This window comes from Serratia sp. CY55921, assembly GCF_052167655.1.
GTDB classification, from domain to species: Bacteria; Pseudomonadota; Gammaproteobacteria; order Enterobacterales; family Enterobacteriaceae; genus Serratia; species Serratia ureilytica.
On sequence record NZ_JBJNMU010000002.1, the window covers coordinates 154,818 to 179,436 of the forward strand.

The 24,619-nt window shown below is 62.4% G+C and carries 19 protein-coding genes and 1 riboswitch; of the genes, 14 read left to right on the forward strand and 5 right to left on the reverse strand.

The window, feature by feature from the left end:
• Genes leuB through leuD form a run of 3 tightly spaced genes read left to right on the forward strand, consistent with a single transcriptional unit; the run spans position 1 to position 3,106 of the window.
• Entirely contained in the window at positions 1-1,092 is a 1,092-nt protein-coding gene (gene leuB, locus ACJ8M3_RS14570) for a 3-isopropylmalate dehydrogenase (RefSeq protein ID WP_025159635.1), read from the forward strand.
• Between the two features lies 1 nt (position 1,093).
• The gene (gene leuC / locus ACJ8M3_RS14575; RefSeq protein WP_033651676.1) at positions 1,094-2,494 is read left to right on the forward strand and encodes a 3-isopropylmalate dehydratase large subunit; all 1,401 of its coding nucleotides are present in this window, start codon (positions 1,094-1,096) and stop codon (positions 2,492-2,494) included.
• Positions 2,495-2,503: 9 nt separating this feature from the next.
• A complete protein-coding gene (leuD, locus tag ACJ8M3_RS14580) occupies positions 2,504-3,106 on the forward strand; it encodes a 3-isopropylmalate dehydratase small subunit (protein ID WP_025159634.1) in 603 nt (200 codons plus the stop codon).
• A gap of 37 nt (positions 3,107-3,143) precedes the next feature.
• On the opposite strand, the gene ACJ8M3_RS14585 is transcribed toward leuD, so the two are convergent.
• From ACJ8M3_RS14585 to sgrT, 3 genes are all read right to left on the reverse strand, one after another.
• Positions 3,144-4,616 (reverse strand): DASS family sodium-coupled anion symporter, encoded by a 1,473-nt coding sequence (locus ACJ8M3_RS14585; RefSeq protein WP_047572680.1) that lies wholly within the window; start codon positions 4,614-4,616, stop codon positions 3,144-3,146.
• Positions 4,617-4,760: 144 nt separating this feature from the next.
• Positions 4,761-5,957 (reverse strand): MFS transporter, encoded by a 1,197-nt coding sequence (locus ACJ8M3_RS14590; RefSeq protein ID WP_042783681.1) that lies wholly within the window; start codon positions 5,955-5,957, stop codon positions 4,761-4,763.
• Positions 5,958-6,113: 156 nt separating this feature from the next.
• Entirely contained in the window at positions 6,114-6,287 is a 174-nt protein-coding gene (gene sgrT, locus ACJ8M3_RS14595) for a glucose uptake inhibitor SgrT (RefSeq protein ID WP_071845093.1), read from the reverse strand.
• Positions 6,288-6,377: 90 nt separating this feature from the next.
• Here sgrT and sgrR point away from each other — a divergent pair, with 90 nt between their 5' ends.
• The 7 genes from sgrR (at position 6,378) to ilvN (ending at position 13,818) form a co-directional block, all read left to right on the forward strand.
• Positions 6,378-8,039 (forward strand): HTH-type transcriptional regulator SgrR, encoded by a 1,662-nt coding sequence (gene sgrR, locus ACJ8M3_RS14600; RefSeq protein ID WP_033641844.1) that lies wholly within the window; start codon positions 6,378-6,380, stop codon positions 8,037-8,039.
• Between the two features lie 37 nt (positions 8,040-8,076).
• Positions 8,077-8,195, forward strand: a riboswitch (TPP riboswitch).
• Positions 8,196-8,252: 57 nt separating this feature from the next.
• On the forward strand, positions 8,253-9,239 hold the full coding sequence (thiB, locus tag ACJ8M3_RS14605; RefSeq protein WP_042783680.1) for a thiamine ABC transporter substrate binding subunit: 987 nt from the start codon (positions 8,253-8,255) through the stop codon (positions 9,237-9,239).
• The gene (gene thiP / locus ACJ8M3_RS14610) at positions 9,215-10,822 is read left to right on the forward strand and encodes a thiamine/thiamine pyrophosphate ABC transporter permease ThiP (RefSeq protein ID WP_089196583.1); all 1,608 of its coding nucleotides are present in this window, start codon (positions 9,215-9,217) and stop codon (positions 10,820-10,822) included. The genes thiB and thiP overlap by 25 nt, the downstream gene beginning before the upstream one ends.
• Positions 10,809-11,513, forward strand: a complete 705-nt coding sequence (thiQ, locus tag ACJ8M3_RS14615; RefSeq protein WP_046688226.1) for a thiamine ABC transporter ATP-binding protein ThiQ — start codon at positions 10,809-10,811, stop codon at positions 11,511-11,513. Before thiP ends, thiQ begins: the two co-directional genes overlap by 14 nt.
• An 88-nt stretch (positions 11,514-11,601) precedes the next feature.
• Entirely contained in the window at positions 11,602-11,715 is a 114-nt protein-coding gene (gene ivbL, locus ACJ8M3_RS14620) for an ilvB operon leader peptide IvbL (RefSeq protein WP_154747116.1), read from the forward strand.
• Between the two features lie 111 nt (positions 11,716-11,826).
• Complete coding sequence (gene ilvB, locus ACJ8M3_RS14625) at positions 11,827-13,521, forward strand: acetolactate synthase large subunit (protein ID WP_042783677.1); 1,695 nt, start codon at positions 11,827-11,829, stop codon at positions 13,519-13,521.
• 3 nt (positions 13,522-13,524) lie between these two features.
• Positions 13,525-13,818: an acetolactate synthase small subunit gene (ilvN, locus tag ACJ8M3_RS14630; RefSeq protein WP_033641839.1), complete on the forward strand. Its 294-nt coding sequence runs from the start codon at positions 13,525-13,527 to the stop codon at positions 13,816-13,818.
• A gap of 27 nt (positions 13,819-13,845) precedes the next feature.
• On the opposite strand, the gene ACJ8M3_RS14635 is transcribed toward ilvN, so the two are convergent.
• Positions 13,846-14,616: a DedA family protein gene (locus ACJ8M3_RS14635; protein WP_033641838.1), complete on the reverse strand. Its 771-nt coding sequence runs from the start codon at positions 14,614-14,616 to the stop codon at positions 13,846-13,848.
• 215 nt (positions 14,617-14,831) lie between these two features.
• Between ACJ8M3_RS14635 and ACJ8M3_RS14640 the strand changes: the two genes are divergently transcribed.
• The 3 genes from ACJ8M3_RS14640 (at position 14,832) to rluA (ending at position 21,060) form a co-directional block, all read left to right on the forward strand.
• On the forward strand, positions 14,832-17,198 hold the full coding sequence (locus tag ACJ8M3_RS14640; protein ID WP_089196582.1) for a DNA polymerase II: 2,367 nt from the start codon (positions 14,832-14,834) through the stop codon (positions 17,196-17,198).
• Positions 17,199-17,445: 247 nt separating this feature from the next.
• Positions 17,446-20,352 carry an RNA polymerase-associated protein RapA gene (gene rapA / locus ACJ8M3_RS14645; protein ID WP_047025192.1) on the forward strand — a complete coding sequence of 969 codons (2,907 nt, stop codon included), beginning with the start codon at positions 17,446-17,448 and terminating at the stop codon, positions 20,350-20,352.
• A gap of 57 nt (positions 20,353-20,409) precedes the next feature.
• The gene (gene rluA, locus ACJ8M3_RS14650; RefSeq protein ID WP_033641835.1) at positions 20,410-21,060 is read left to right on the forward strand and encodes a bifunctional tRNA pseudouridine(32) synthase/23S rRNA pseudouridine(746) synthase RluA; all 651 of its coding nucleotides are present in this window, start codon (positions 20,410-20,412) and stop codon (positions 21,058-21,060) included.
• A gap of 143 nt (positions 21,061-21,203) precedes the next feature.
• Here rluA and djlA read toward each other — a convergent pair whose 3' ends face one another.
• On the reverse strand, positions 21,204-22,025 hold the full coding sequence (djlA, locus tag ACJ8M3_RS14655) for a co-chaperone DjlA (RefSeq protein WP_025301546.1): 822 nt from the start codon (positions 22,023-22,025) through the stop codon (positions 21,204-21,206).
• A gap of 228 nt (positions 22,026-22,253) precedes the next feature.
• Here djlA and lptD point away from each other — a divergent pair, with 228 nt between their 5' ends.
• Complete coding sequence (gene lptD, locus ACJ8M3_RS14660; protein ID WP_021505352.1) at positions 22,254-24,614, forward strand: LPS assembly protein LptD; 2,361 nt, start codon at positions 22,254-22,256, stop codon at positions 24,612-24,614.
• Positions 24,615-24,619: the final 5 nt, after the last annotated feature.

The window sequence follows — 24,619 nt, forward strand, 5'->3', positions numbered from 1 at the left end:
ATGACGAAGACTTATCACATTGCCGTCTTGCCCGGAGACGGCATCGGCCCGGAAGTAATGGCTCAGGCGCGCAAAGTGTTGGACGCGGTGCGTCAACGCTTTGACATTCGCATCACCACCGCCGAGTACGACGTCGGCGGCATCGCCATCGATCGCCACGGCAGCCCGTTGCCGGCGGCGACCGTCGCCGGCTGCGAGCAGGCCGACGCCATCCTGTTCGGTTCGGTGGGCGGCCCGAAATGGGAACACCTGCCGCCGGCCGAGCAGCCGGAACGCGGCGCGCTGTTGCCACTGCGCAAGCACTTCAAACTGTTCAGCAACCTGCGCCCGGCCCGCCTGTATCAAGGGTTGGAGGCGTTCTGCCCGCTGCGCGCCGATATCGCCGCCCGCGGCTTCGACATTCTGTGCGTGCGCGAACTGACCGGCGGCATCTATTTCGGCCAGCCGAAGGGCCGCGAAGGCCAGGGCATGCAGGAGCGCGCCTTCGACACCGAGGTGTATCACCGTTTCGAGATTGAACGCATCGCGCGCATCGCCTTCGAATCCGCCCGCAAGCGCCGCCACAAGGTGACGTCGATCGACAAGGCCAACGTGCTGCAAAGTTCCATCTTGTGGCGTGAAGTGGTCAATCAGGTCGCCAAGGATTACCCGGACGTGTCGCTGTCGCACATGTATATCGACAACGCCACCATGCAGCTGATCAAGGATCCGTCCCAGTTCGACGTGCTGCTGTGTTCCAACCTGTTCGGCGACATCCTGTCCGACGAGTGCGCGATGATTACCGGCTCGATGGGCATGCTGCCGTCCGCCAGCCTGAACGAGCAAGGCTTCGGCCTGTACGAACCGGCGGGCGGTTCCGCGCCGGATATTGCAGGCAAAGGCATCGCCAACCCGATTGCGCAGATCCTGTCCGCCACCCTGCTGCTGCGTTACAGCCTGGGCGCCGATGAAGCGGCCGACGCCGTGGAGCGCGCCATCAACCAGGCGTTGGAACAGGGCTACCGTACCGCCGATCTGGCCGGTGACGGCAAAGCCGTCAGCACCGATGAAATGGGCGACATCATCGCTCGCTTTGTAGCTCAGGGGGCATAACATGGCCAAGACCTTATACCAGAAGCTGTACGACGCCCACGTGGTGCACGAAGCGCCGAACGAAACGCCGTTGCTGTATATCGACCGTCACCTGGTGCACGAAGTCACTTCGCCGCAGGCATTCGACGGCCTGCGCGCCATGGGCCGCAAGGTGCGCCAGCCCGGCAAAACCTTCGCCACCATGGATCACAACGTGTCGACCCAGACCAAAGACATCAACGCCAGCGGCGAAATGGCACGCATCCAGATGCAGGAGCTGATCAAGAACTGCGCGGAATTCGGCGTTTCGCTGTATGACCTGAACCACCCGTTCCAGGGCATCGTACACGTGATCGGGCCTGAGCAAGGCATGACGCTGCCGGGCATGACCATCGTCTGCGGCGACTCGCACACCGCCACCCACGGCGCTTTCGGCTCGCTGGCGTTCGGCATCGGCACCTCCGAAGTGGAGCACGTGCTGGCGACCCAGACCCTGAAGCAGGGCCGGGCCAAAACCATGAAGATTGAGGTCACCGGCGATGCCGCCGAGGGCATTACCGCCAAAGACATCGTGCTGGCGGTGATCGGCAAAACCGGCAGCGCCGGCGGCACCGGCCACGTGGTGGAGTTCTGCGGCAAGGCGATCGAGGCATTGAGCATGGAAGGCCGCATGACCCTGTGCAACATGGCGATCGAAATGGGCGCCAAAGCCGGGTTGGTCGCGCCGGACGACACCACCTTCGCCTACCTGAAGGGGCGTCAGTTCGCGCCGACCGGTGAAAACTGGGAGCAGGCGGTCGCTTACTGGCGCACGCTGAAGTCCGACGCCGACGCCCAGTTCGATACCGTGGTGACGCTGCGCGCCGAAGAGATCGCGCCGCAGGTCACCTGGGGCACCAACCCTGGCCAGGTGATCGCCGTCAATCAGGCGATCCCGGCGCCGGAATCGTTTAACGATCCGGTTGAGCGCGCCTCCGCCGAGAAAGCGCTGGCCTACATGGATTTGAAGCCGGGCATCAAATTGACCGAAGTGCCGATCGACAAAGTGTTCATCGGTTCCTGCACCAACTCGCGCATCGAAGATCTGCGTGCGGCGGCGGCGATCGCCAAGGGGCGCAAGGTCGCCAACGGCGTGCAGGCCATCGTGGTGCCGGGCTCCGGCCCGGTGAAGGCCCAGGCGGAAGCCGAAGGGTTGGACAAAATCTTTATTGAAGCCGGTTTCGAATGGCGCTTGCCGGGTTGCTCGATGTGCCTGGCGATGAACAACGACCGTCTGAATCCGGGCGAGCGCTGCGCGTCCACCAGCAACCGTAACTTCGAAGGGCGCCAGGGCCGCGGTGGGCGCACCCACCTGGTCAGCCCGGCAATGGCCGCCGCGGCCGCCGTCGCCGGTCACTTCGCTGACATCCGTGATATTCACTAAGGGGCTAACGTGGCTAAATTTACTCAACATACCGGCTTAGTGGTGCCTTTGGATGCGGCCAACGTCGACACCGACGCCATTATTCCCAAGCAGTTTTTACAGAAGGTGACCCGTACCGGTTTCGGCCAGCACCTGTTCAACGACTGGCGCTTCCTCGACGATGCCGGCCAGCAACCCAACCCGGAGTTCGTGCTGAACAAACCGCGCTATAAAGGCGCCAGCATCCTGTTGGCGCGGGAGAACTTCGGCTGCGGCTCCTCGCGCGAACACGCCCCTTGGGCGCTGACCGACTACGGTTTCAAAGTGGTGATCGCGCCGAGCTTCGCCGATATCTTCTACGGCAACTCGTTTAACAACCAGCTGTTGCCGGTCACGCTGAGCGAGCAGCAGGTGGATGAGCTGTTCAAACTGGTTGACGCCAACGAGGGTACGGAGTTCGTGGTGGATCTGGAGAACCAGACGGTCAACGCCGGTGGCAAAAGCTATCCGTTCGAAATAGACAGCTTCCGCCGCCACTGCATGATCAACGGGCTGGACAGCATCGGCCTGACGCTGCAGCATGAAGCGGACATCTCCCGCTACGAAGCGCAGCAACCGGCGTTTCTGAATTAATCCCCTTCACCCGCCGCCCGGCGGGTGAATTTTTTCCTCACCAGTAGCCCAGCAGCTTCCACCATGCGCCGCCGATCACTATCCAGATCAGTAGGTTAACCACGCTCATCACCCATCCCGCTTTCCACCACTCCCCCAACGTCACATAGCCGGAGCCAAAGATGATCGGCGCGGTGCCGGTCCCGTAATGCGTCAGCGACATCATCAGCGAAGAAGAGAACGCCAGGATCAGGCCCAGCAGCGCCGGCGGCGCGCCGAGCGCGATGCCGGCAGCGAAGAAGGCGGCGAACATCGCCGTTACGTGCGCAGTGGTGCTGGCGAAGAAATAGTGAGAATACAGATAAATGATGGTCAGCAAGATCGTGCCGCCCACCCAACTCATGCCCATATGGTCGATGCCGTTGCCGACGGTCTGCGACAGCCAGCCGATCAGCCCCAGCTTGCCGAGGAAACTGGCCATCATCACCAGCGCCGAGAACCACACGACGGTATCCCAGGCCCCTTTATGCTTCAGCACATCCTCCCAGCTCAGCACCCCGGTAGCCAGCAGCACCGCCAGGCCGATCAGCGCCGCGGTGGTAGGATTGACCGCCAGCGCCGGGCCGAAAATCATCGCCGGAATGCCGGCCCACAGTACCAACAGCAGCGCGAACACCGCGAGAGTAATTTTCTCCGGCAGCGTCACCGGCCCCAGCGCCTGCAGCTTTTCGCAGGCAAAACGCGGCGCGTCCGGGGTGCTTTTCACCTCCGGCGGGTACAGCAGATAAATGACCAGCGGCATCACGATCAGCGAACACAGCCCCGGCACCAGGGCGGCAATCGCCCACATCGACCAGGACAGTTCGAAGCTGCCGTGGGTGCCTTTGGCGATCAGGCTGACAATCAGCGGGTTAGGCGCCGTGGCGGTGATAAACATCGCCGAGGTGACCGGGTTAATGTTGTAGTTCACCAGCGACAGATAGCGGCCGATCTTGCCGGAGGTATTGAGCTCGGGTTTGGAACCAAAGCTGTCGGCGATCGATTTCATGATCGGGTGAATGATGCCGCCGCCGCGCGCGGTGTTGCTCGGCGTCACCGGCGCCAGGGTGGTTTCCGCCAACGTCAATGCGTAGGCGATGCCGAGCGTTTTTTTACCGAACAGCGAGATAAAGTAGTAACCGATGCGCGCGCCCAGCCCGGTTTTGTTCAGGCTGAGGGAGATCATGATAGAAAAGCCGATCAGCCAGATCAGCTGGTTGGAAAAACCGCTGAGCGCGTCGTCCAGCGCGGCGCCCGGCTTGCCGGGATTGGTGACGCCGGTCACCGCCACCAGGGCGATGGCGATCACCGAGACCGCGCCGATCGGCATCGCCTTGCCGATGATGGCGATGATAGTGCCGATAAACAGCGCCAGCAGCTGCCAGGCGTTGGGCGCAACGCCCTCCGGCACGGGAATGAGGAACCAGATGATCAGCGTGGCGGCAAGGGCGCACAGGGAAGGAAGCGGTTTGAGCGGTGTGAGTTTATCCATAACGTTCCCACTGTTCTAAACAACAAGGCGGCATCTCAATAGCGAGACGGGCGTGGACGCAACGATCGCGCTCCATATGCCTTCAGCTTGGGCGTCCGCTTCAGCCTTCTCAATGACTTGCATCAAGAATGCCGTCGTTTGACCTCACACTTCACGCACTTTGGCGCTCATCCAGAGCGCCGCCAGCGCCAGCAGCGCCGCCATCCAATACACCGAGCCATGACCGAGGTTCTCCACCAGCGCGCCCTGCAGCACCCCGGCCAGGATCACCCCGGTCGAGATGCTGTTGGTGAACAGCGTGGTGGCGGCGCCCGGTCGGCCCGGCATCAAATCTTGAAAATAGAGCATGCCGATACCGGCGACGATGCCGATAAACACCGCGTTGAGCAGCTGCAATGCGATCAGGGTCGGCTTGGTCGCCAGCACCGTCAGCCCGAGGTAAAACAGCACGCCCGCCGCCACCGCCAGCAGCATCATGTTGCGCTTGCCGAAACGTTTGACGTAGTAACCGGCCAGCAGCATCGCCGGGATCTCCAGCCCGGCAGCGGTGCCCATCAGCACCCCGGCCAGCCCCTCAGGCAGGCCGAGATCGGCGGTAATATACAGCGGCATGTCGATGATATACATGGTGTTGCAGGTCCACATCAGCATCGAGGCGATGAACAGCAGACGCACGTCGCGATTGCGCCAGGCGCTGGCGGGCGCAATCGGCGCGGAAGCGCCGTCCCGCAGCCCGTCGCCGTCCGCCGCGCGCGGCACCGAAGGCAGCATGAACCCGACCAGCAGCACGCAGATGGCGAAGGTGGCGGCGGCGATCAGGAACATCACGGTAAAGCCGTAATTCAGCGCCAGCGCAAACGACAGCGGCGGGCCTATCACCCACGCCAGCGAAAGCTGGGCGCGCATCACCGAACTGAACATCACCACTTCACGCGCCTCGCTGTCGGCGTATTCCCGCGCCAGCGCGAAGATCTGCGGCATGGCGGTGTTGGCAACGGCGGACATCAACACCCCGGCGGTGATCAGCGTCATGTAGTCGCGGTTGAAAGCGAACAGCAGGCAGTTGCCGACCGCCATCAGGCAGCACAGCAGGATCAGCCTGCGCCGATCGCCGCGGGTGTCGGAACGTTTGGCCAGCAGGAAGCTGACGACGATGCCGGCCACCGCGTTGGCGGTGTAAAACAACCCGACCCACAGCGGCCGCACCTTAACTTCGGTGGTCAGAAACAGGCTGAGCGTCGGCGTCAGCAACGCGCCGGCGATGCCGGAGAGAAAAGCGATCAGCAGGAAGGCGGCAAAGATGGGGTTGATGCGCAGTGATAACCGTCTCAGGCGTTCCATATCCTCTTCCCTGATCCCAAAGCAGAAGCAAAAACCTTAGGTCACGGCGAGGAAAATGCAAGTCCATCGCCCTAACCGCAAATAAAAAAACCAGTGGGGCGACCCACTGGCTGGTGAAACAGCACCATTACTCAGAAACTTTTATGCCGCAGCGCCTTACAGGTGCTCGCGATACTGCTTGTCGCTCATCTCTTTGATATCCCATTGCGTCAGGTGCGCCAATATTGCCAGCCGCGCCTGCTCGGGCACCACGTTCAGCCAGTCAGCGTGCTGCCGACGCACCGCGCTGAAATAGCGCTGATAGAACGATTTGGATAAGAAAGCTTTCATGATTACGCCCTCCCCTTTCATTGATGAAAATTATCGGCGTAATATAGGGAAAGAAAAATTGACGAGTTGAGACAGGAGTGTTCCTCTTTTATGTCCACGTCCAGATTGCAGCAGCAGTTCATCCGTCTGTGGCAGCGCTGCCACGGTGAAACCACCGACACCACGCTGCAGGCGCTGGCGGAGGCGCTGAGCTGCTCGCGGCGCCACGTACGCTCCCTGTTGAGCGCTATGCAGCGGGAGGGCTGGCTCACCTGGCAGGCGGAGTCGGGACGCGGCAAGCGTTCGCGGCTAACCTTTCATTACACCGGCCTGGCGCTGCAGCAACAGCGGGCCGAGGAGCTGCTGGAGCAGGATCGCATCGATCAGTTGGTGCAGCTGGTGGGCGACAAAAACGTGGTGCGCCAAATGCTGCTGTCGCAGCTGGGGCGCAGCTTCCGTCAGGGGAAACATATCCTGCGGGTGCTCTACTATCGGCAGTTGTACAACCTGCTGCCCGGCTCGGCGCTGCGGCGTTCCGAGACCCATTTGGCGCGTCAGATCTTCAACGGCCTGACGCGCATAAATGAGGAAAACGGGGAACTCGAATCCGATCTGTCCCACCATTGGCAGGCGCTGACGCCGCTGCACTGGCGGTTTTACCTGCGCCCGGCGATCCATTTTCATCATGGCCGCGAGCTGGAGATGGCGGACGTCATCAGCTCGCTTTCGCGTCTGACCTCGCAACCGCTGTTCTCGCATATCGAAAGCGTCACCTCGCCGACGCCGTTCGTTGTCGACGTGCATCTGCGCAGCCCCGACCACTGGTTACCCTGGCTGCTGGGCAGCGTGCACGCCATGATCCTGCCGCGCGAATGGCGCGATCTGCCGGACTTCACCCGCCATCCGATCGGCACCGGCCCCTACCGCGTGGTGCGCAACCTTCCCAGCCAGATGAAGATCCACGCCTTCGATGACTATTTCGGCTACCGGGCGCTGATCGATGAGGTCAACATCTGGGTGCTGCCGGAGTTCTCCGAAGAACTGGTGCACTCCGGCGTACAGCTGCAGGGCGATGAAACCGGCAACAGCGAGCTGGAAAGCCGGCTGGAAGAAGGCTGCTACTTCCTGCTGTTCGATCAGCGCTCTCCCTTGGCGGCCGATCCCGCCATGCGCAGCTGGCTGTGCGAATTGATCAACCCCATTTCGCTGCTGAGCCACGCCGGGCCGCTCTACCAGCGCTATTGGTCGCCGGCGTACGGCCTGCTGCCGCGCTGGCACCACAACCGCGCGCTGGCGCAGCAGCCCAAACCGGCGGGGCTGACCGAACTGACGCTGACTCACTTCAATGAGCATTCGGAGTTCCACGCCATCCGCCAGGCGATCGAGCCGCTGCTGGCGCAGCACGGCATCCGCCTGATCGTGCAAAGCGTGGATTACGCGACCTGGCACCAGGGCGACGCGCGCAGCGATCTATGGCTCGGCAGCGCCAACTTCTATCTGCCGCTGGAGTTTTCGCTGTTCGCCACGCTGTACGAGCTGCCGCTGATGCAGCATTGCATGAGCGAGGACCTGGCGCAGGATGCGGCGCTGTGGCGCGCCAACCGTCTGCCGCTGGCGGAGTTCTGCCAGCGCCTGGTCAGCAATCACCAACTGCATCCGCTGTTCCACCACTGGCTGCAGTTGCACGGCCAGCGCAGCATGCGCGGCGTGCGAATGAACACCCTCGGCTGGTTCGACTTCAAGTCAGCCTGGTTTGCCCCGCCGGAGGCATAAGCGCCTTTCGCCCGGGTCGGTTAATCTTTACAATAGCGCCGTCTCAACGGGGTGCGGAGAGTCGGGCCGCGTGATAAGCCCGATTTTCCGCTGAGAGCACACCCGTCGAACCTGATCCGGTCAATACCGGCGGAGGGATTTGAGCCCAGCGAACCGGCGACGCCGCCTCGCCCCCTCAGATGCCCTTGCCCCCTTATTTTTCAGGAGTGCAACGTGGTCAAAAAATATCTGCCCTGCTTATTGCTGCTGTGCGCCGCGCCGGTGTTCGCCAAGCCGACGCTGACGGTTTACACCTACGATTCCTTCGCCGCCGACTGGGGCCCAGGCCCGGCGGTGAAAAAAGCCTTCGAAGCCGAGTGCGACTGTGAGCTGAAGTTCGTGGCGCTGGAAGACGGCGTCTCACTGCTGAACCGCCTGCGCATGGAAGGCAAGAACAGCGCCGCCGACGTGGTGCTGGGGCTGGACAACAACCTGCTGCAGGCGGCGCAGCAAACCGGCCTGTTCGCGCCGAGCGGCGTGGACACCGCCAAACTGACGGTGCCGGGCGGCTGGCAGGACGCGACCTTCGTGCCTTACGACTACGGGTATTTCGCCTTCGTCTACGACAAGGAAAAACTGAAGAACCCGCCGAAAAGCCTGCAGGAGCTGGTCAGCAGCGATCGTGACTGGAAGGTGATCTACGAAGATCCGCGCACCAGCACGCCGGGCCTCGGCCTGCTGCTGTGGATGCAAAAAGTGTATGGCGACAAGGCGCCGGCCGCCTGGCAGCAGCTGGCGAAAAAGACCGTGACCGTCACCAAAGGCTGGAGCGAAGCCTACGGCCTGTTCCTGAAAGGCGAAGGCGATCTGGTGCTCAGCTACACCACCTCCCCCGCCTATCATCTGATCGCCGAGAAAAAAGACCGCTACGCCGCCGCCACGTTCAGCGAAGGCCACTACCTGCAGGTGGAAGTGGCCGGCAAACTGAAGGCCGCCAAACAGCCTGAGCTGGCGGAGCGTTTCATGCAGTTCATGGTGACGCCGGCATTCCAGAACACCATCCCGACCGGCAACTGGATGTACCCGGTGATCAACACCCCGCTGCCCGTCGGCTTTGAACAGATGAACGTGCCGCATACCGCGCTGCAATACAGCGCCGAAGAGGTGGCCACACAACGCGGCGGCTGGATCCGGGCATGGCAAACCGCCGTCAGCCGCTGATCCCCCGCTGGCTCTGGCCGGGGCTGCTGGCCGCCGGCATGATCCTGCTGGTCGCCGCGCTGGCGATGGGCTCGCTGTGGCGTCACTCGCCGGACAGCGGCTGGCGCGGCCTGTGGCAGGACAGCTACCTGTGGCACGTGGTGCGCTTCACTTTCCTGCAGGCGCTGCTGTCGGCGCTGATTTCGGTGCTGCCCGCCATTCTGCTGGCGCGCGCGCTCTATCGCCGCCGTTTCCCCGGCCGGCAGTTGCTGCTGCGACTGTGCGCCATGACGCTGGTGCTGCCGGTGCTGGTGGCGGTGTTCGGCCTGCTCAGCGTCTATGGGCGCCAGGGCTGGCTGGCGACGCTGTGCGGCTGGCTGGGCGTCGAGTATGATTTCTCGCCCTACGGGCTGCAGGGCATTCTGCTGGCGCACCTGTTCTTTAACCTGCCGCTGGCTACCCGCCTGTTGCTGCAGGCGCTGGAGAATATTCCGGTGGAACAGCGCCAGCTGGCCGCCCAGCTGGGCATGAACGGCTGGCAGCAGTTCCGCTTCGTCGAATGGCCGGCGCTGCGCCGCCAAATCCTGCCGAGCGGCGCGCTGATCTTCATGCTGTGCTTCGCCAGCTTCGCCACCGTGCTGTCACTGGGCGGCGGGCCGCAGGCCACCACCATCGAGCTGGCGATCTACCAGGCGTTGAGTTACGACTACGATCTGGGCCGCGCCGCCCTGCTGGCGCTGATCCAACTGGGCTGTTGTCTGGGGCTGGTGCTGATCAGCCAACGCCTGAGCCAGGCATTGCCGGTAGGGCATACCCACGCCCAGCGCTGGCGCAACCCGGAAGACAGCCTGTGGCGGCGCATCAGCGATTTTCTGCTGATCGCCGCCGCGCTGTTGCTGCTGCTGCCGCCTCTGCTGGCGGTGATCGCCGACGGCGCCAATCAGGCTATCATCAGCGTGCTGCGCCAGCCGGTGCTGTGGCAGGCGCTGTTCACGTCGCTGCGCATCGCCCTTGGCGCCGGAGCGCTGTGCGTGGCGCTCACGATGATGCTGCTGTGGAGCAGCCGCGAGCTGAAACTGCGGCAGCAGCTGCGCGGCGGCCAAGCGCTGGAGCTGAGCGGCATGGTGATCCTGGCGATGCCGGGCATCGTGCTGGCCACCGGGTTCTTCCTGCTGCTGAACGATACGATCGGGTTGCCGCAGTCGCCCTATGCGCTGGTGATCCTCACCAATGCGCTGATGGCGGTGCCCTATGCGCTGAAGGTGTTGGAGAACCCGATGCGCGACCTCGCCGAACGTTACAACCCGCTGTGCCTGTCGCTGGATATCCGCGGCTGGCGACGGCTGCGGCTGATTGAACTGCGCGCCCTGCGCCGCCCGCTGGCGCAGGCGCTGGCCTTCGCCTGCGTGCTGTCGATCGGCGATTTCGGCGTGGTCGCCTTGTTTGGCAACGAGCATTTCCGTACCCTGCCTTTTTACCTGTATCAGCAGATTGGCGCCTACCGCAGCCAGGACGGAGCGGTGACCGCGCTGCTGTTGCTGCTGCTGTGCTTCCTGCTGTTTACCCTGATTGAACGCTTACCGGGCCGCCATGCTGACGCTTGAAAAACTGACCTATCTGTATGAACACCTGCCGATGCGCTTTGATTTGCGCATCCAGCCGGGCGAGCGCGTCGCGGTGCTCGGCCCCAGCGGCGCCGGTAAAAGCACCCTGCTGAGCCTGATCGCCGGTTTTCTGCCGGCGGCCAGCGGCCGGCTGCTGCTGAACGGCGAAGACCACACCGCCACGCCGCCGGCCAAACGGCCGGTGTCGATGCTGTTTCAGGAAAACAACCTGTTCGCGCACCTGACGGTGGCGCAGAACATCGGGTTGGGGTTGGATCCCGGTCTGCGCTTGACTGCGCAGCAGCGTCAACAGCGAGAACACATCGCCCGTCAGGTCGGCCTGGAAGAACACCTGGATCGCCTGCCGGCGCAGCTTTCCGGCGGTCAGCGTCAGCGCGCCGCGCTGGCGCGCTGTTTGATTCGCCGGCGGCCGATCCTGCTGCTCGACGAACCCTTCTCGGCGCTCGATCCGGCGCTGCGCAACGAGATGCTGCAGCTGCTGCAGACGGTGTGCGAACAGCGCGACCTGACGCTGCTGATGGTGTCGCACAACCTCGACGACGCCGCGCGCATCGCGCCGCGCACGCTGCTGGTGGTCGACGGCCGCATCTACTACGACGGCCCGACGCAGGCCCTGCTGGACGGCAGCGCACCGGAAGCGCGCGTGCTGGGCATTTCGGGTAAAGCGTGATCTGACGCGCGTTTTTTATGCTGCGCCAATAAACCTGTTGTGCGAATTTTGCGCCTGTGTTTTTATAAAAACCTGACTTTTTTTACTGATGATAAGGTTCCCTGTGATCGCATCCTCGCTGACTTCGACCCTACTAGTTACCGCGCTACCAGCCGCGGTGGTCGTCGTGCGTGTGGTGGTGGTCGTCGGCAATGCGCCGTAGGGTCCGAATCAACGCATCGATTCCCAAACCCCGCCGGCGCAAACCGGGCGGGGTTTCTTGTTTTAGCACCCTGCCCAGAAAAGCTCACCGGCCTTGAGAAAGGACAGGAACATGGCAACTTCGGGCACGCCTCAACCGAGTACCCGCTTCACCGGCGCACAATTGATCGTTCATCTGCTGGAGCGTCAGGGCATCACCACCGTCGCCGGCATTCCCGGCGGCGCCGCGCTGCCGCTGTATGACGCGCTGAGCCAAAGCACCCGCATTCACCACGTGCTGGCGCGCCACGAACAGGGCGCGGGCTTTATGGCGCAAGGCATGGCGCGCGCCAACGGCAAAGCGGCGGTGTGCATCGCCTCCAGCGGGCCGGGCGCCACCAACCTGGTCACCGCCATCGCCGACGCCAAGCTCGACTCCATTCCGCTGGTGTGCATCACCGGGCAGGTGCCTTCCTCGATGATCGGCACCGACGCCTTCCAGGAAGTGGACACCTACGGCATTTCCATCCCGATCACCAAGCACAACCATCTGGTGCGCGATATCCGCGAGCTGCCGCAGGTGATTGGCGACGCGTTCCGCATCGCCGAGTCCGGCCGCCCCGGCCCGGTCTGGATCGATGTGCCGAAAGACGTGCAGACCGCCACCATCACCCTGGAAGAGTTGCCGCCAATCGCCGTGCCGGACGCCGCCCCGAGCTTCGATCCGGCGCTGGTTTCGCAGGCCGCCGCGATGATCAATCAGGCGAAACGCCCCATCCTCTACCTGGGCGGCGGCATCATCTGCGCCGACGCTCACCGGCAGGCGCTGGAACTGGCCGAGCGCGCCGGTCTGCCCACCACCATGACGCTGATGGCGCTGGGCGCGATGCCGGTGGAACACCCGCTGTCGCTGGGCATGCTGGGCATGCACGCCGCGCGCAGCACCAACTTCATTCTGCAGGAGGCCGATCTGCTGATCGTGCTGGGCGCGCGCTTCGACGATCGGGCGATCGGCAAAACCGAGCAGTTCTGCCCTAACGCCGCCATCATTCATGTGGATATCGACCGCGCCGAGCTGGGCAAGGTCAAACAGGCCAACGTGGCGATCCATGCCGACGTCGGCCAGGTGCTGCAACAGCTGCTGCCGCAGATCGACACGCAGCCGCGCAGCGCGTGGCTGAACACCGTCAACGATCTGAAGCGCGAATTCCCGTTCAACATGCCGAACGCCGACGATCCGCTGAGCCATTACGGCCTGGTGCTGGCCGCCGCGCGCTGCGTGGACGACAGCGCCATCATCACCACCGACGTGGGTCAGCATCAGATGTGGGTAGCGCAGGCCTATCCGCTGAGCCGGCCGCGCCAGTGGCTGACGTCGGGCGGCCTGGGCACCATGGGCTTCGGTCTGCCGGCGGCGATCGGCGCGGCGTTGGCGGAGCCCGAACGTAAAGTGCTGTGCTTCTCCGGCGACGGCAGCCTGATGATGAACATTCAGGAAATGGCCACCGCGGTCGAGCACGATCTGGACGTGAAAATCATTTTGATGAACAACCAGGCGCTGGGGCTGGTGCACCAACAGCAAACCCTGTTCTACCAACAGCGCATCTTCGCCGCCGCCTATCCGAAGCGTACCGACTTCCTGAAAATCGCCGCCGGATTCGGGCTGGATACCTGCGATCTGAACGCCGCGGAAGATCCTCAGGCGGCACTGGCTGAGGCGATCCAGCGCCCGGGTCCCTGCCTGATCCACGCGCTGATCGATATCAACGAAAAAGTGTTCCCGATGGTGCCGCCGGGCGCCGCCAACATCGACATGATTGGAGAATAAGCCATGCTGCAACCACAAGATAAACCACAGGTGATCCTGGAGCTGGCGGTGCGCAACCATCCCGGCGTGATGTCGCACGTTTGCGGGCTGTTCGCCCGCCGCGCGTTCAACGTCGAAGGCATTCTGTGTCTGCCGTTGAAAGACGGCCAACAGAGCCGCATTTGGCTATTGGTCGCCGACGATCAACGGCTGGAACAAATGATAAGCCAGGTGGAAAAGCTGGAAGACGTGCTGCGGGTGAAGCGCCACAGCGAAGACGTGCGGGTATTTGAACAGCTGGAAGCGTTCTTCCAGTAAGGCGAACGGGGGCTAATGCCCCCGCAATCATTGCCCGGACAGCACCTGCCACAACAGATGCCGGTACACCGGCATCAGCGGCTGTTGGCTCAGCAAATAGCCGACCGCCAACGCCGCCAGCCAACTCAATCCGCACACCACGCGCAGCCGCAGCGGCGTCAGCCAACGGCTCAGCCGATCGGCGTTGCGCTTGCCCTCGCGCCACCAGCGCCAGCTTAGCCACACCGCCAGCCAGACCAGCAGCGCCGCCGCGAGCAACAGCCACTTGAACGTCGCGCTGTTGGCGTCGGCGGGGATATCGATCGCCACCCCCGCCAGAATGCCGGGGAAGAAATAGACCGGCGGCCAGGTCAGGCAACCGATGATATTCGGCAGCGCGAACTTGTACGGCGGCAAATCGAGCATGCCGGCCACCATCGGCACCAGCGGGCGCGTCGGGCCAACGAAGCGACCGATCAAAATGGTCGCCATGCTGTGCTGGTGCAAGGCATGTTCGGTTTTGTCGAGCAGCGCTTTGTTCTTCTTCAGAAACGACCAGCGATGCAAAGGCCCCTTAAAGGCGCGGCCGACGAAATAGGAGATCCAATCGCCGAGCAGGCAACCGACGATGCCCGCCACCCAGGCGTAGTAAAAATCCACCTTGCCGCTGCCGATCAGCGCGCCGATGCTGGCCATCATCACCGTGCCGGGCAACAGCAGCCCCACCAGCGCCAACGACTCCAGAAAAGCGACCAGCAGAACGACCATCAGAGTGAAAGCCAGTGACTGGGTGATCAAATCTTGTAAATAGGCTTCCATTACACCTCTGTGGATTATTCGGGCCAAACGGGGCCGAGGATTTTCCAGCGCCGCCGCTGGCGAGTCAATCGATGAATTGTATGCGTATTTGGCAACGCCGCGCGGCAATGGACAATGACTGTATAAAAACCCATACTGTAATTTATCTATATTAGCGCCAAAACCGACATCACGCTGAACGTCGCACACGCCGCCCGGCGGAAAACGAAGGGGTTATGACAGCACTGCAACAGGGGTTCCTGCTCACTCGCCATTGGCGCGACACGCCCGCCGGCACCGAGGTCGAATTTTGGCTGGCGACCGACGCGGGCCCGCGCCAGCTGCGTCTGCCGCCGCAAACCTCGGTGGCGTTTATCCCCGCCGAACAAAGGCAGCGCGCGGAACTGCTGCTGCGAGAAGAGCGGCAAGTCGAACTGAAACCGCTGGCGCTAACGGATTTTCATCACCGCCCGATGCTGGGGCTGTACTGCCGCCAGCACCGTCAGCTCATCAAGCTGGAAAAACTGCTGCGGGAAGGCGGCGTTGCGGTCTATGAAGCCGACATTCGCCCGCCCGAGCGCTACCTGATGGAACGCTTCATCACCGCGCCGGTATGGTTCAACGGCCTGGGCGACGGCAATGGGCCGTTGCTCAGCGGCCAAATGAAGCCGGCGCCGGAGTACCGCCCAACGCTAAAACTGGTGTCGCTGGATATCGAAACCACCGCCCACGGCGAGCTTTACTCCATCGCGCTGGAAGGCTGCGGCCAGCGGCAGGTCTACATGCTGGGGCCGGCCAACGGCGGCGATGCGCCGCTGGATTTCGATCTGGAATACTGCGCCAGCCGCCCCCAGCTGCTGGAACGGTTGAACGCGTGGCTGGAGCGCCACGATCCTGACGCCATCATCGGCTGGAACCTGGTGCAGTTCGATCTGCGGGTGCTGCAAAAGCACGCCGAACGCTACCAGATCCCGCTGCGGCTGGGGCGCGGCGGCAACCTGCTGGAGTGGCGCGAGCACGGCTTCAAACAGAACCACTTTTTCGCCGCCGCCGCCGGCCGCCTGATCATCGACGGCATCGAGGCGCTGAAATCCGCCACCTGGAACTTTCCCTCCTTCAGCCTGGAATACGTTTCGCAGGAACTGCTGGGCGAAGGCAAGGCGATCGACAACCCTTATCAGCGCATGGCGGAGATCGACCGGCGCTTCGCCGAAGACAAGCCGGCGCTGGCCCGCTACAACCTGAAAGACTGCGAGCTGGTGACGCGGATTTTCGCCAAGGCCGACCTGCTCAACTTCCTGCTGGAGCGCGCCACCGTCACCGGGCTGGCGGCCGATCGCAGCGGCGGATCGGTGGCGGCCTTCAGCCACCTCTATATGCCGCGCATGCATCGCCTGGGCTTTGTCGCCCCCAACCTCGGCGAACAGCCGGAGGAACACAGCCCCGGTGGCTTTGTGATGGATTCCCGGCCCGGCCTGTACGACTCGGTGCTGGTGCTGGACTATAAAAGTCTGTACCCGTCGATCATCCGCACCTTCTTGATCGATCCGGTCGGGTTGGTGGAAGGCATGCGCCACCCAAACGACGCCGACTCGGTGCCCGGCTTTCGCAACGCCCGCTTCTCCCGCAGCAAACACTGCCTGCCGGCGATCGTCGAACAGATCTGGCAGGGGCGCGAGGCCGCCAAACGCCAGCACAACAAGCCCCTGTCGCAGGCGCTGAAGATCATCATGAACGCGCTTTACGGCGTGCTGGGATCGAGCGGCTGCCGCTTCTTCGATCCGCGGCTGGCGTCGTCGATCACCCTGCGCGGCCACGAGATCATGCGCCAAACCCGCGAGCTGATCGAAGCCGAAGGCTATCAGGTGATTTACGGCGACACCGACTCCACCTTCGTCTGGCTGAAACAGCCGCATGACGAGCAACAGGCGGCGCAGATCGGCCGGGCGCTGGTGCAACGGGTCAACGCCTGGTGGCAACAGCATCTGCAGCAGCAGTTCGGGCTGGAGAACGCGTTGGAGCTGGAGTTCGAAACCCACTATTCCCGCTTCCTGATGCCGACCATTCGCGGCGCCGAGCAGGGCAGCAAGAAACGCTACGCTGGCCTGATCGCGCGCGCCGACGGCCAGGAAGAGATGGTGTACAAAGGCCTGGAAACGGTGCGCACCGACTGGACGCCGCTGGCGCAGCAGTTCCAGCAGCAGCTCTATCAGCGCATCTTCAAACAACAGCCCTACCAGGACTATGTGCGCGACTACGTCGGCAAAACCCTGAACGGCGACTTCGACGATCAATTGGTGTACCGCAAACGGCTGCGCAGAAAGCTCGACGACTATCAGCGCAACGTGCCGCCGCACGCCCGCGCCGCGCGCATCGCCGACGACTACAACCGCAGTCAGGGGCGGCCGCTGCAGTATCAGAACGGCGGCTGGATCAGCTACGTGATGACCGTCGCCGGGCCGGAACCGCTGGAAACCCGCCATTCGCCCATCGATTATCAGCACTACCTCGAACGTCAGCTGCAACCGGTGGCAGACGCTATACTCCCTTTCTTGCACGACGACTTCACCACGCTGGTCACCGGGCAGATGGGGCTGTTTTGAGATTGCGCCAGGTTAAGAAAAATCATCCGGTTTTGCAGGTGACGAACGCGCCGCCTTCCATTACCATAGCGCCCTTCCCAAAACTGAACCACGCTTAGCCCTGCCGTCTCGCGACGTCTGCATGGCGTGAACGGCTATTGCCCGTCAAATTTAAAACAAACCGGGATTAACCGATGTTCAGTACAGGTGCCGCGGCCCTTCCCGCCCGGTAACAAGACTTACTTACAAAGAATCGAGCCGACAATATATGCCTTTTACTCTTGGTCAACGCTGGATCAGCGACACGGAAAGCGAATTAGGACTGGGCACCGTCGTGGCGCTGGATGCGCGCATGATTACCCTGCTTTTCCCCGCCACCGGTGAAAACCGCCTCTATGCCAGAAACGATTCGCCGATCACCCGCGTGATGTTCAACCCGGGCGATACCGTCAGCAGCCACGAGGGATGGCAGCTGCAGGTGGAAGAGGTGAAAGAGGAAAACGGTCTGTTGACCTATATCGGCACCCGCCTGGACACCCAGGAAAGCGGCGTGGCGATGCGCGAAGTGCTGCTGGACAGCAAACTGACCTTCAGCAAGCCGCAGGATCGCCTGTTCGCCGGCCAAATCGACCGCATGGACCGTTTCGCGCTGCGTTTTCGCGCCCGCAAATACCAGAGCGAGCAGTATCGCCTGCCGTTCGCCGGCCTGCGCGGCATGCGCGCCAGCCTGATCCCGCACCAGCTGCACATCGCTCATGAAGTCGGCCAGCGCCATGCGCCGCGCGTTCTGTTGGCGGACGAAGTCGGCCTCGGCAAAACCATCGAAGCCGGCATGATCATCCACCAGCAACTGCTGGCGGGCCGCGCCGAGCGCGTGCTGATCGTGGTGCCGGAAACGCTGCAGCACCAGTGGCTGGTGGAGATGATGCGCCGCTTCAACCTCTACTTCTCGCTGTTCGACGACAGCCGCTACGCCGAAGCCAAGCTCGACAGCAGCAACCCGTTCGAGACCGAACAGCTGGTGATCTGCTCGCTAGACTTCGTGCGCCGCAACAAGCAGCGCCTGGAAGAGCTGGCGGACGCCCAGTGGGATCTGCTGGTGGTCGATGAAGCGCACCACCTGGCCTGGAGTGAAGAAGCGCCGAGCCGCGAATATCAGGTGATCGAACAGCTGGCCGAGCATATCCCCGGCGTGCTGCTGCTGACCGCCACCCCGGAACAGCTGGGCCAACAGAGCCACTTTGCGCGCCTGCGCCTGCTCGATCCGAACCGTTTCCACGACTACGGCGAGTTCGTCGCCGAACAGCAGAAATACCGTCCAGTGGCCGACGCCGTCACCCTGCTGCTGAGCGGTGAACGCCTGGCCGACGACAAGCTGAACCTGCTGGGCGAGCTGATCGACGAGCAGGACATCGAACCGCTGCTCAAAGCGGCCAACAGCGAAGGCGACAACGCCGAGCAGGCGCGCCAGGAGCTGGTGGCCATGCTGATGGATCGCCACGGCACCAGCCGCGTGCTGTTCCGCAACACCCGCAACGGCGTGAAGGGCTTCCCGCACCGCAACCTGCACCAGATCAAGCTGCCGTTGCCAACCCAGTATCAGACCGCGATCAAAGTGTCCGGCATCATGGGCGCCAAGAAATCCGTCGAAGCGCGCGCGCGCGACATGCTGTATCCGGAGCAGATCTACCAGGAATTCGAAGGCGAAAACGCCACCTGGTGGAACTTCGACCCGCGCGTCGAATGGTTGCTGGATTACCTGCTGGCCAACCGCAACGAAAAAGTGCTGGTGATCTGCGCCAAAGCCGATACCGCGCTGCAGCTGGAGCAGGTGCTGCGCGAGCGTGAAGCGATCCGCGCCGCGGTGTTCCACGAAGGGCTGTCGATCATCGAGCGCGACCGCGCCGCCGCCTACTTCGCCTCCGAAGAGGAAGGCGCGCAGGTGCTGCTGTGTTCCGAGATCGGCTCCGAAGGCCGCAACTTCCAGTTCGCCAGCCAACTGGTGATGTTCGATCTGCCGTTCAACCCGGATCTGCTGGAACAGCGCATCGGCCGTCTGGACCGTATCGGCCAGATGCACGATATCCAAATCATGGTGCCTTACCTGGAGCACACCGCACAGGCGGTGCTGGGCCGCTGGTTCCACGAAGGGCTCGACGCCTTCGAACACACCTGCCCGACCGGCCGCACCATCTACGACAGCTGCTACGAGCAGTTGATCGGCTATCTGGCCGCACCGACCGAGCAGGAGGGCCTGGACGAATTCATCCACGCCTGCCGCCAACAGCATGACCAGTTGAAAGCGCAGCTGGAACAAGGCCGCGACCGCCTGCTGGAGATGCACTCCAACGGCGGCGACAAAGCCCAGGCGCTGGCCGCCGCCATCGCCGAGCAAGATAACGACGTTAACCTGGTGGGCTTCGCGCTCAACCTGTTCGACATCGTCGGCATCAATCAGGAAGATCGCAGCGACAACCTGATCGTGCTCACGCCGTCCGACCATATGCTGGTGCCGGACTTCCCGGGCCTGCCGCAGGACGGCTGCACCGTCACCTTCGATCGCGATCAGGCGCTGTCGCGCGAAGACGCGCAGTTCGTCAGCTGGGAACACCCGATCATCCGCAACGGTCTGGATCTTATCCTGTCCGGCGATACCGGCAGTTGTGCGGTGTCCCTGTTGAAAAACAAAGCGTTGCCGGTCGGCACCTTGCTGGTTGAGCTGGTGTACGTGGTGGAAGCCCAGGCGCCGAAGCACCTGCAGCTGACCCGCTTCCTGCCGCCGACGCCGATCCGCATGCTGATGGACCGCAAGGGCACCAACCTGGCGGCGCAGGTCGAGTTCGAAAGCTTCAACCGCCAGTTGAACGCGGTCAACCGCCACACCTCCAGCAAGCTGGTCAACGCCGTGCAGCAAGACGTGCACGCCATGCTGCAGCAGGCGGAAAGCCTGGTGGAAGCGCAGGCACGCACGCTTATCGAACAGGCGAAGCAAGAGGCGGACGACAAGCTGAGCGCCGAGCTGGCGCGTCTGGAAGCGCTGAAGGCGGTCAACCCGAACATCCGCGACGACGAAGTCGAGACGCTGGAGTTCAACCGCCGTCAGGTGCTGGCCAACCTCAATGAAGCCGGCTGGCGTCTCGACGCCATTCGTCTGGTGGTGGTCACCCACCAGTAACCGGCGCGACGCGGGGAGGTGGTTGCCTCCCCGTTCGGCCCTTTTCGCGGAGCCAAGATGGAACCCTACAATCCCCCGCAGGACCCGCTGCACATCCTGTATCAGGATGAACACATCATGGTGGTCAACAAGCCCAGCGGCTTGCTGTCGGTGCCCGGCCGCGCGCCGGAAAACAAAGACAGCCTGATGACCCGCATTCAGGCCGATCATCCGGCCGCCGAATCGGTGCACCGGCTGGATATGGCCACCAGCGGGGTGATCGTGGTGGCGCTCAACAAGGCCGCCGAGCGTGAGCTGAAGCGTCAGTTCCGCGAACGCGAGCCGAAGAAATCCTATATCGCCCGCGTTTGGGGGCATATGGCGCATGACGAAGGGTTGGTGGATTTGCCGCTGATCTGCGACTGGCCGAACCGGCCGCTGCAAAAGGTGTGTTTTGACACCGGCAAAGCGGCGCAGACGGAATATCTGGTGCTGTCGCGCGACGCCGACGGCAGCACCCGCGTGAAGCTGACGCCGATCACCGGCCGCTCGCATCAGCTGCGGGTGCACATGCTGGCGCTGGGACACCCGATCCTCGGCGACGGTTTCTACGCCCCGCCGGAAGCCAAAGCGATGGCGCCGCGGCTGCAGCTGCATGCGCAAGAGCTGCGCATCACCCACCCCGCCTTCCAGACGCCGATGCACTTTCGCGCCGAGCCGGATTTCTGAGCTCATCACCCTGAGATACCCTAAATAATTCGAGTTGCAGGAAGGCGGCAACTAAGCGCAGCCCCGGGAGCGTACAAAAAGTACGTGACCGGGGTAAGCGCGGGCAGCCAACACACCTGCAGCTCGAAGTATGACGGGTATCGTTATTTAAAACCTTTCTCGCGTTTGATCAGGTCGTACGCCGCCTGGATCTCCTGCGCTTTCTGCTTGGCCATTTCCATCATCTCCGGCGGCAAGCCTTTCGCCACCAGCTTATCCGGATGGTGTTCGCTCATCAGCTTGCGGTAGGCGCGTTTGATGGTGGCGGCATCGTCGCTGCTGCGCACGCCGAGCACCTTGCACGCATCGTCGAGCGTCGGGCCGCGCTGAGCCTGCTGATAACCGCCTTGCGAATACCCGCCCTGCTGACCGCCGCCGAACTGACGCCCGCCCTCCATCATGCTGAGGAACTGATCGAACTGCGCGCGCGAAATGCCCAGCTCTTCGGCGATGACATACAGCACCTGACGTTCGTTCGGGTGCAGCGAGCCGTCGGCGAACGCCGCCTGAATCTGAATTTCCAGAAACATCCGAATCAGATCGAAGCGGCCGAAACAGATGCTGCGGAACTGCTGCAGCGTCTCACGCAGCGGGAACTGGCTCTGTTTGCCCTCGCGGAACGCCTGCTGCGCCGCAGTGCGGGCTTCGCCGTGCAGCTGCAGGCGATCCATGAACAGGCTGGCGATCTGGATATCCGCCTCGGTGACGCGTCCTTTGGATTTGGTCAGGTGGCCCATAACCTGAAAAGTGGTGCGGAAAAACAGCGTTTGCCGCGTTTGCTGGTCGGTGAAAAACCCCCGGCTGCGCTTGTTGCTGCGCGCCGTATCGATCATATGACCGATAATCAGCCCCAGAACTACACCCCAGAATCCCGCGCCAGACCAGATGGCGACGATGACGCCGAGCAGTTTTCCCCAATACTGCATATACTCCTCAATTATCATGCCGAAAGCCGCCCGCTCTCCTCCGTTTCAGGAAAGGGCGCAGGCGATTTTTCCTAGAATTTGGATTATCATACCTGTCATTTATCTTTGCGCCTAACGACGACGCAAGTAAACGGCTGGATTTAGCACTAGCGCAACGCAGATGAGTAATATAGTCTCTGACCGTTTGCCGGACACGACGCCTCTGATGACGGAACACCAAAACCGCGTATGAAAAAAAGTTTCCCAACACTGCTGGCCACGATGATTTGGACGGCACTCTACAGTCAGCATGCGCTGGCTGATCTGGCCGAGCAATGCATGCTTGGCGTTCCTGTTTACGACAAGCCTTTGGTCAGCGGCGATCCGAACAGCCAGCCGGTGACCATCAATGCCGATGACTCGCGCGCCGACTACCCGAAAAGCGCCCTGTTCAGCGGCAACGTGCATATCGAGCAGGGCAACAGCACCCTGACCGCCAAAGAAGTTGAGCTGAATCAGACGCAAAACCCCGGCCAGACGGAACCGGTGCGTACCGTCACCGCCACCGGCGACGTGCACTACAGCGACAATCAGATCAAACTGAAAGGCCCGAAGGCCTGGTCTAACCTGAATACCAAAGATACCGACGTCTATGAAGGCGACTACCAGATGGTAGGCCGTCAGGGGCGTGGCGACGCCGACAAGATGAAAATGCGCGGCGCCAACCGTTACACCATCCTGGAAAACGGCACCTTTACCTCCTGTCTGCCGGGCGACGACAGCTGGAGCGTGGTCGGTTCCGAAGTGATCCACGATCGCGAAGAGCAGGTGGCGGAAATATGGAACGCCCGCTTCCGCATCGGCGGCGTGCCGGTGTTCTACAGCCCGTACCTGCAGCTGCCGGTCGGCGACAAGCGCCGTTCCGGCTTCCTGATCCCGAACGCCAAGTACGGCAGCAACAACGGCTTCGAGTTCATGTTGCCGTATTACTGGAACATCGCGCCGAACTACGACGCCACCATTACCCCGCACTATATGTCCAAGCGCGGCCTGCAGTGGCAGACCGAGTTCCGTTATCTGGTGCAGCCGGGCCTCGGCCTGATGGAGTTCGACTGGCTGCCGGACGACAAGGAATACGGTAAAGATCATGACGACAACAAACGCTGGCTGTTCTACTGGAACCACAACGGCGTTATGGATCAGGTGTGGCGCTTCAACGTCGATTACACCAAGGTCAGCGATTCCAAGTACTTCACCGATCTGGACTCCAAATACGGCTCCACCACCGACGGCTACGCCACGCAGAAATTCAGCCTCGGCTACGCCAACGAGAACTGGAACGCCACGCTGAGCTCCAAGCAGTTCCAGATTTACGACGATACCGATCGCTCACAGTCGGACTCGTATAAAGTCCAGCCGCAGCTGGATCTGAACTACTACAAGAACGACCTCGGCCCGTTCGATTTCCATATTTACGGCCAGGCGGCCAAGTTCACCAGCGTCAACCCATACAGCCCGGACGCCACCCGTCTGCATATGGAACCGACGCTGAGTCTGCCGCTCACCAACGGCTGGGCCAGCCTGAACACCGAAGCCAAGGTGATGGCGACCCATTACCAGCAGGATATTCCTGACGGTTTCGCCGCCAACTACCAGAGCCGCAAAAACGCTGCCGCGCCGGAGCTCGATGATTCGGTCAACCGCGTACTGCCGCAGTTCAAAGTCGACGGCAAGCTGGTGTTCGAGCGGCCGATGATCTGGGCCGAAGGCGCCACCCAGACGCTGGAGCCGCGCGTGCAGTACCTGTACGTGCCGTACCGCGACCAGAGCAACATCTACACCTACGACACCACGCTGCTGCAGACCGACTACTCCGGCCTGTTCCGCGATCGCACCTACAGCGGCCTGGATCGCATCGCTTCGCAGAACCGCGTGTCTACCGGTTTGACCACGCGCATTTATGATGACGCGCTGGTTGAACGTTTTAACGCTTCCGTGGGTCAAATCTACTACTTCAGCCGTTCGCGCACCGGCGATCGGGTAACCGGGTACGACAACAACGACGATACCGGCAGCGTGGCCTGGGCCGGCGATACCTATTGGAAAATCGACGATCGTTGGGGCCTGCGCGGCGGCCTGCAGTACGACACCCGCCTGAACAGCGTCTCGCTGGGCAACGGCGTGGTGGAATACCGCCAGGATGCCGAGCGCGTAGTGCAGCTGAACTACCGTTACGCCACGCCGGAATATATCCAGACGGCGTTGAACACCAAAACGGTTCCGGCCTTCCAGGACGGCATCTCGCAGGTGGGCATCACCGGCAGCTGGCCGATCGCCGATCGTTGGGCGGTGGTCGGGGCGTACTACTACGACACCCGCGCCAAACAATCCGCCGATCAGCTGGTGGGGCTGAAGTACAACACCTGCTGCTGGGCGGTGACGCTGGGCTATGAGCGCAAGATCACCGACTGGAACAACAGCAACAATACCAGCGTTTACGACAACAGAGTTTCGTTCAACGTCGAACTGCGCGGCCTGAGCAGCGATCATAGTCTCGGCTCCGCAGAAATGCTGCGCTCCGGCATTCTGCCGTATCAGCGCGCATTCTGACGCTT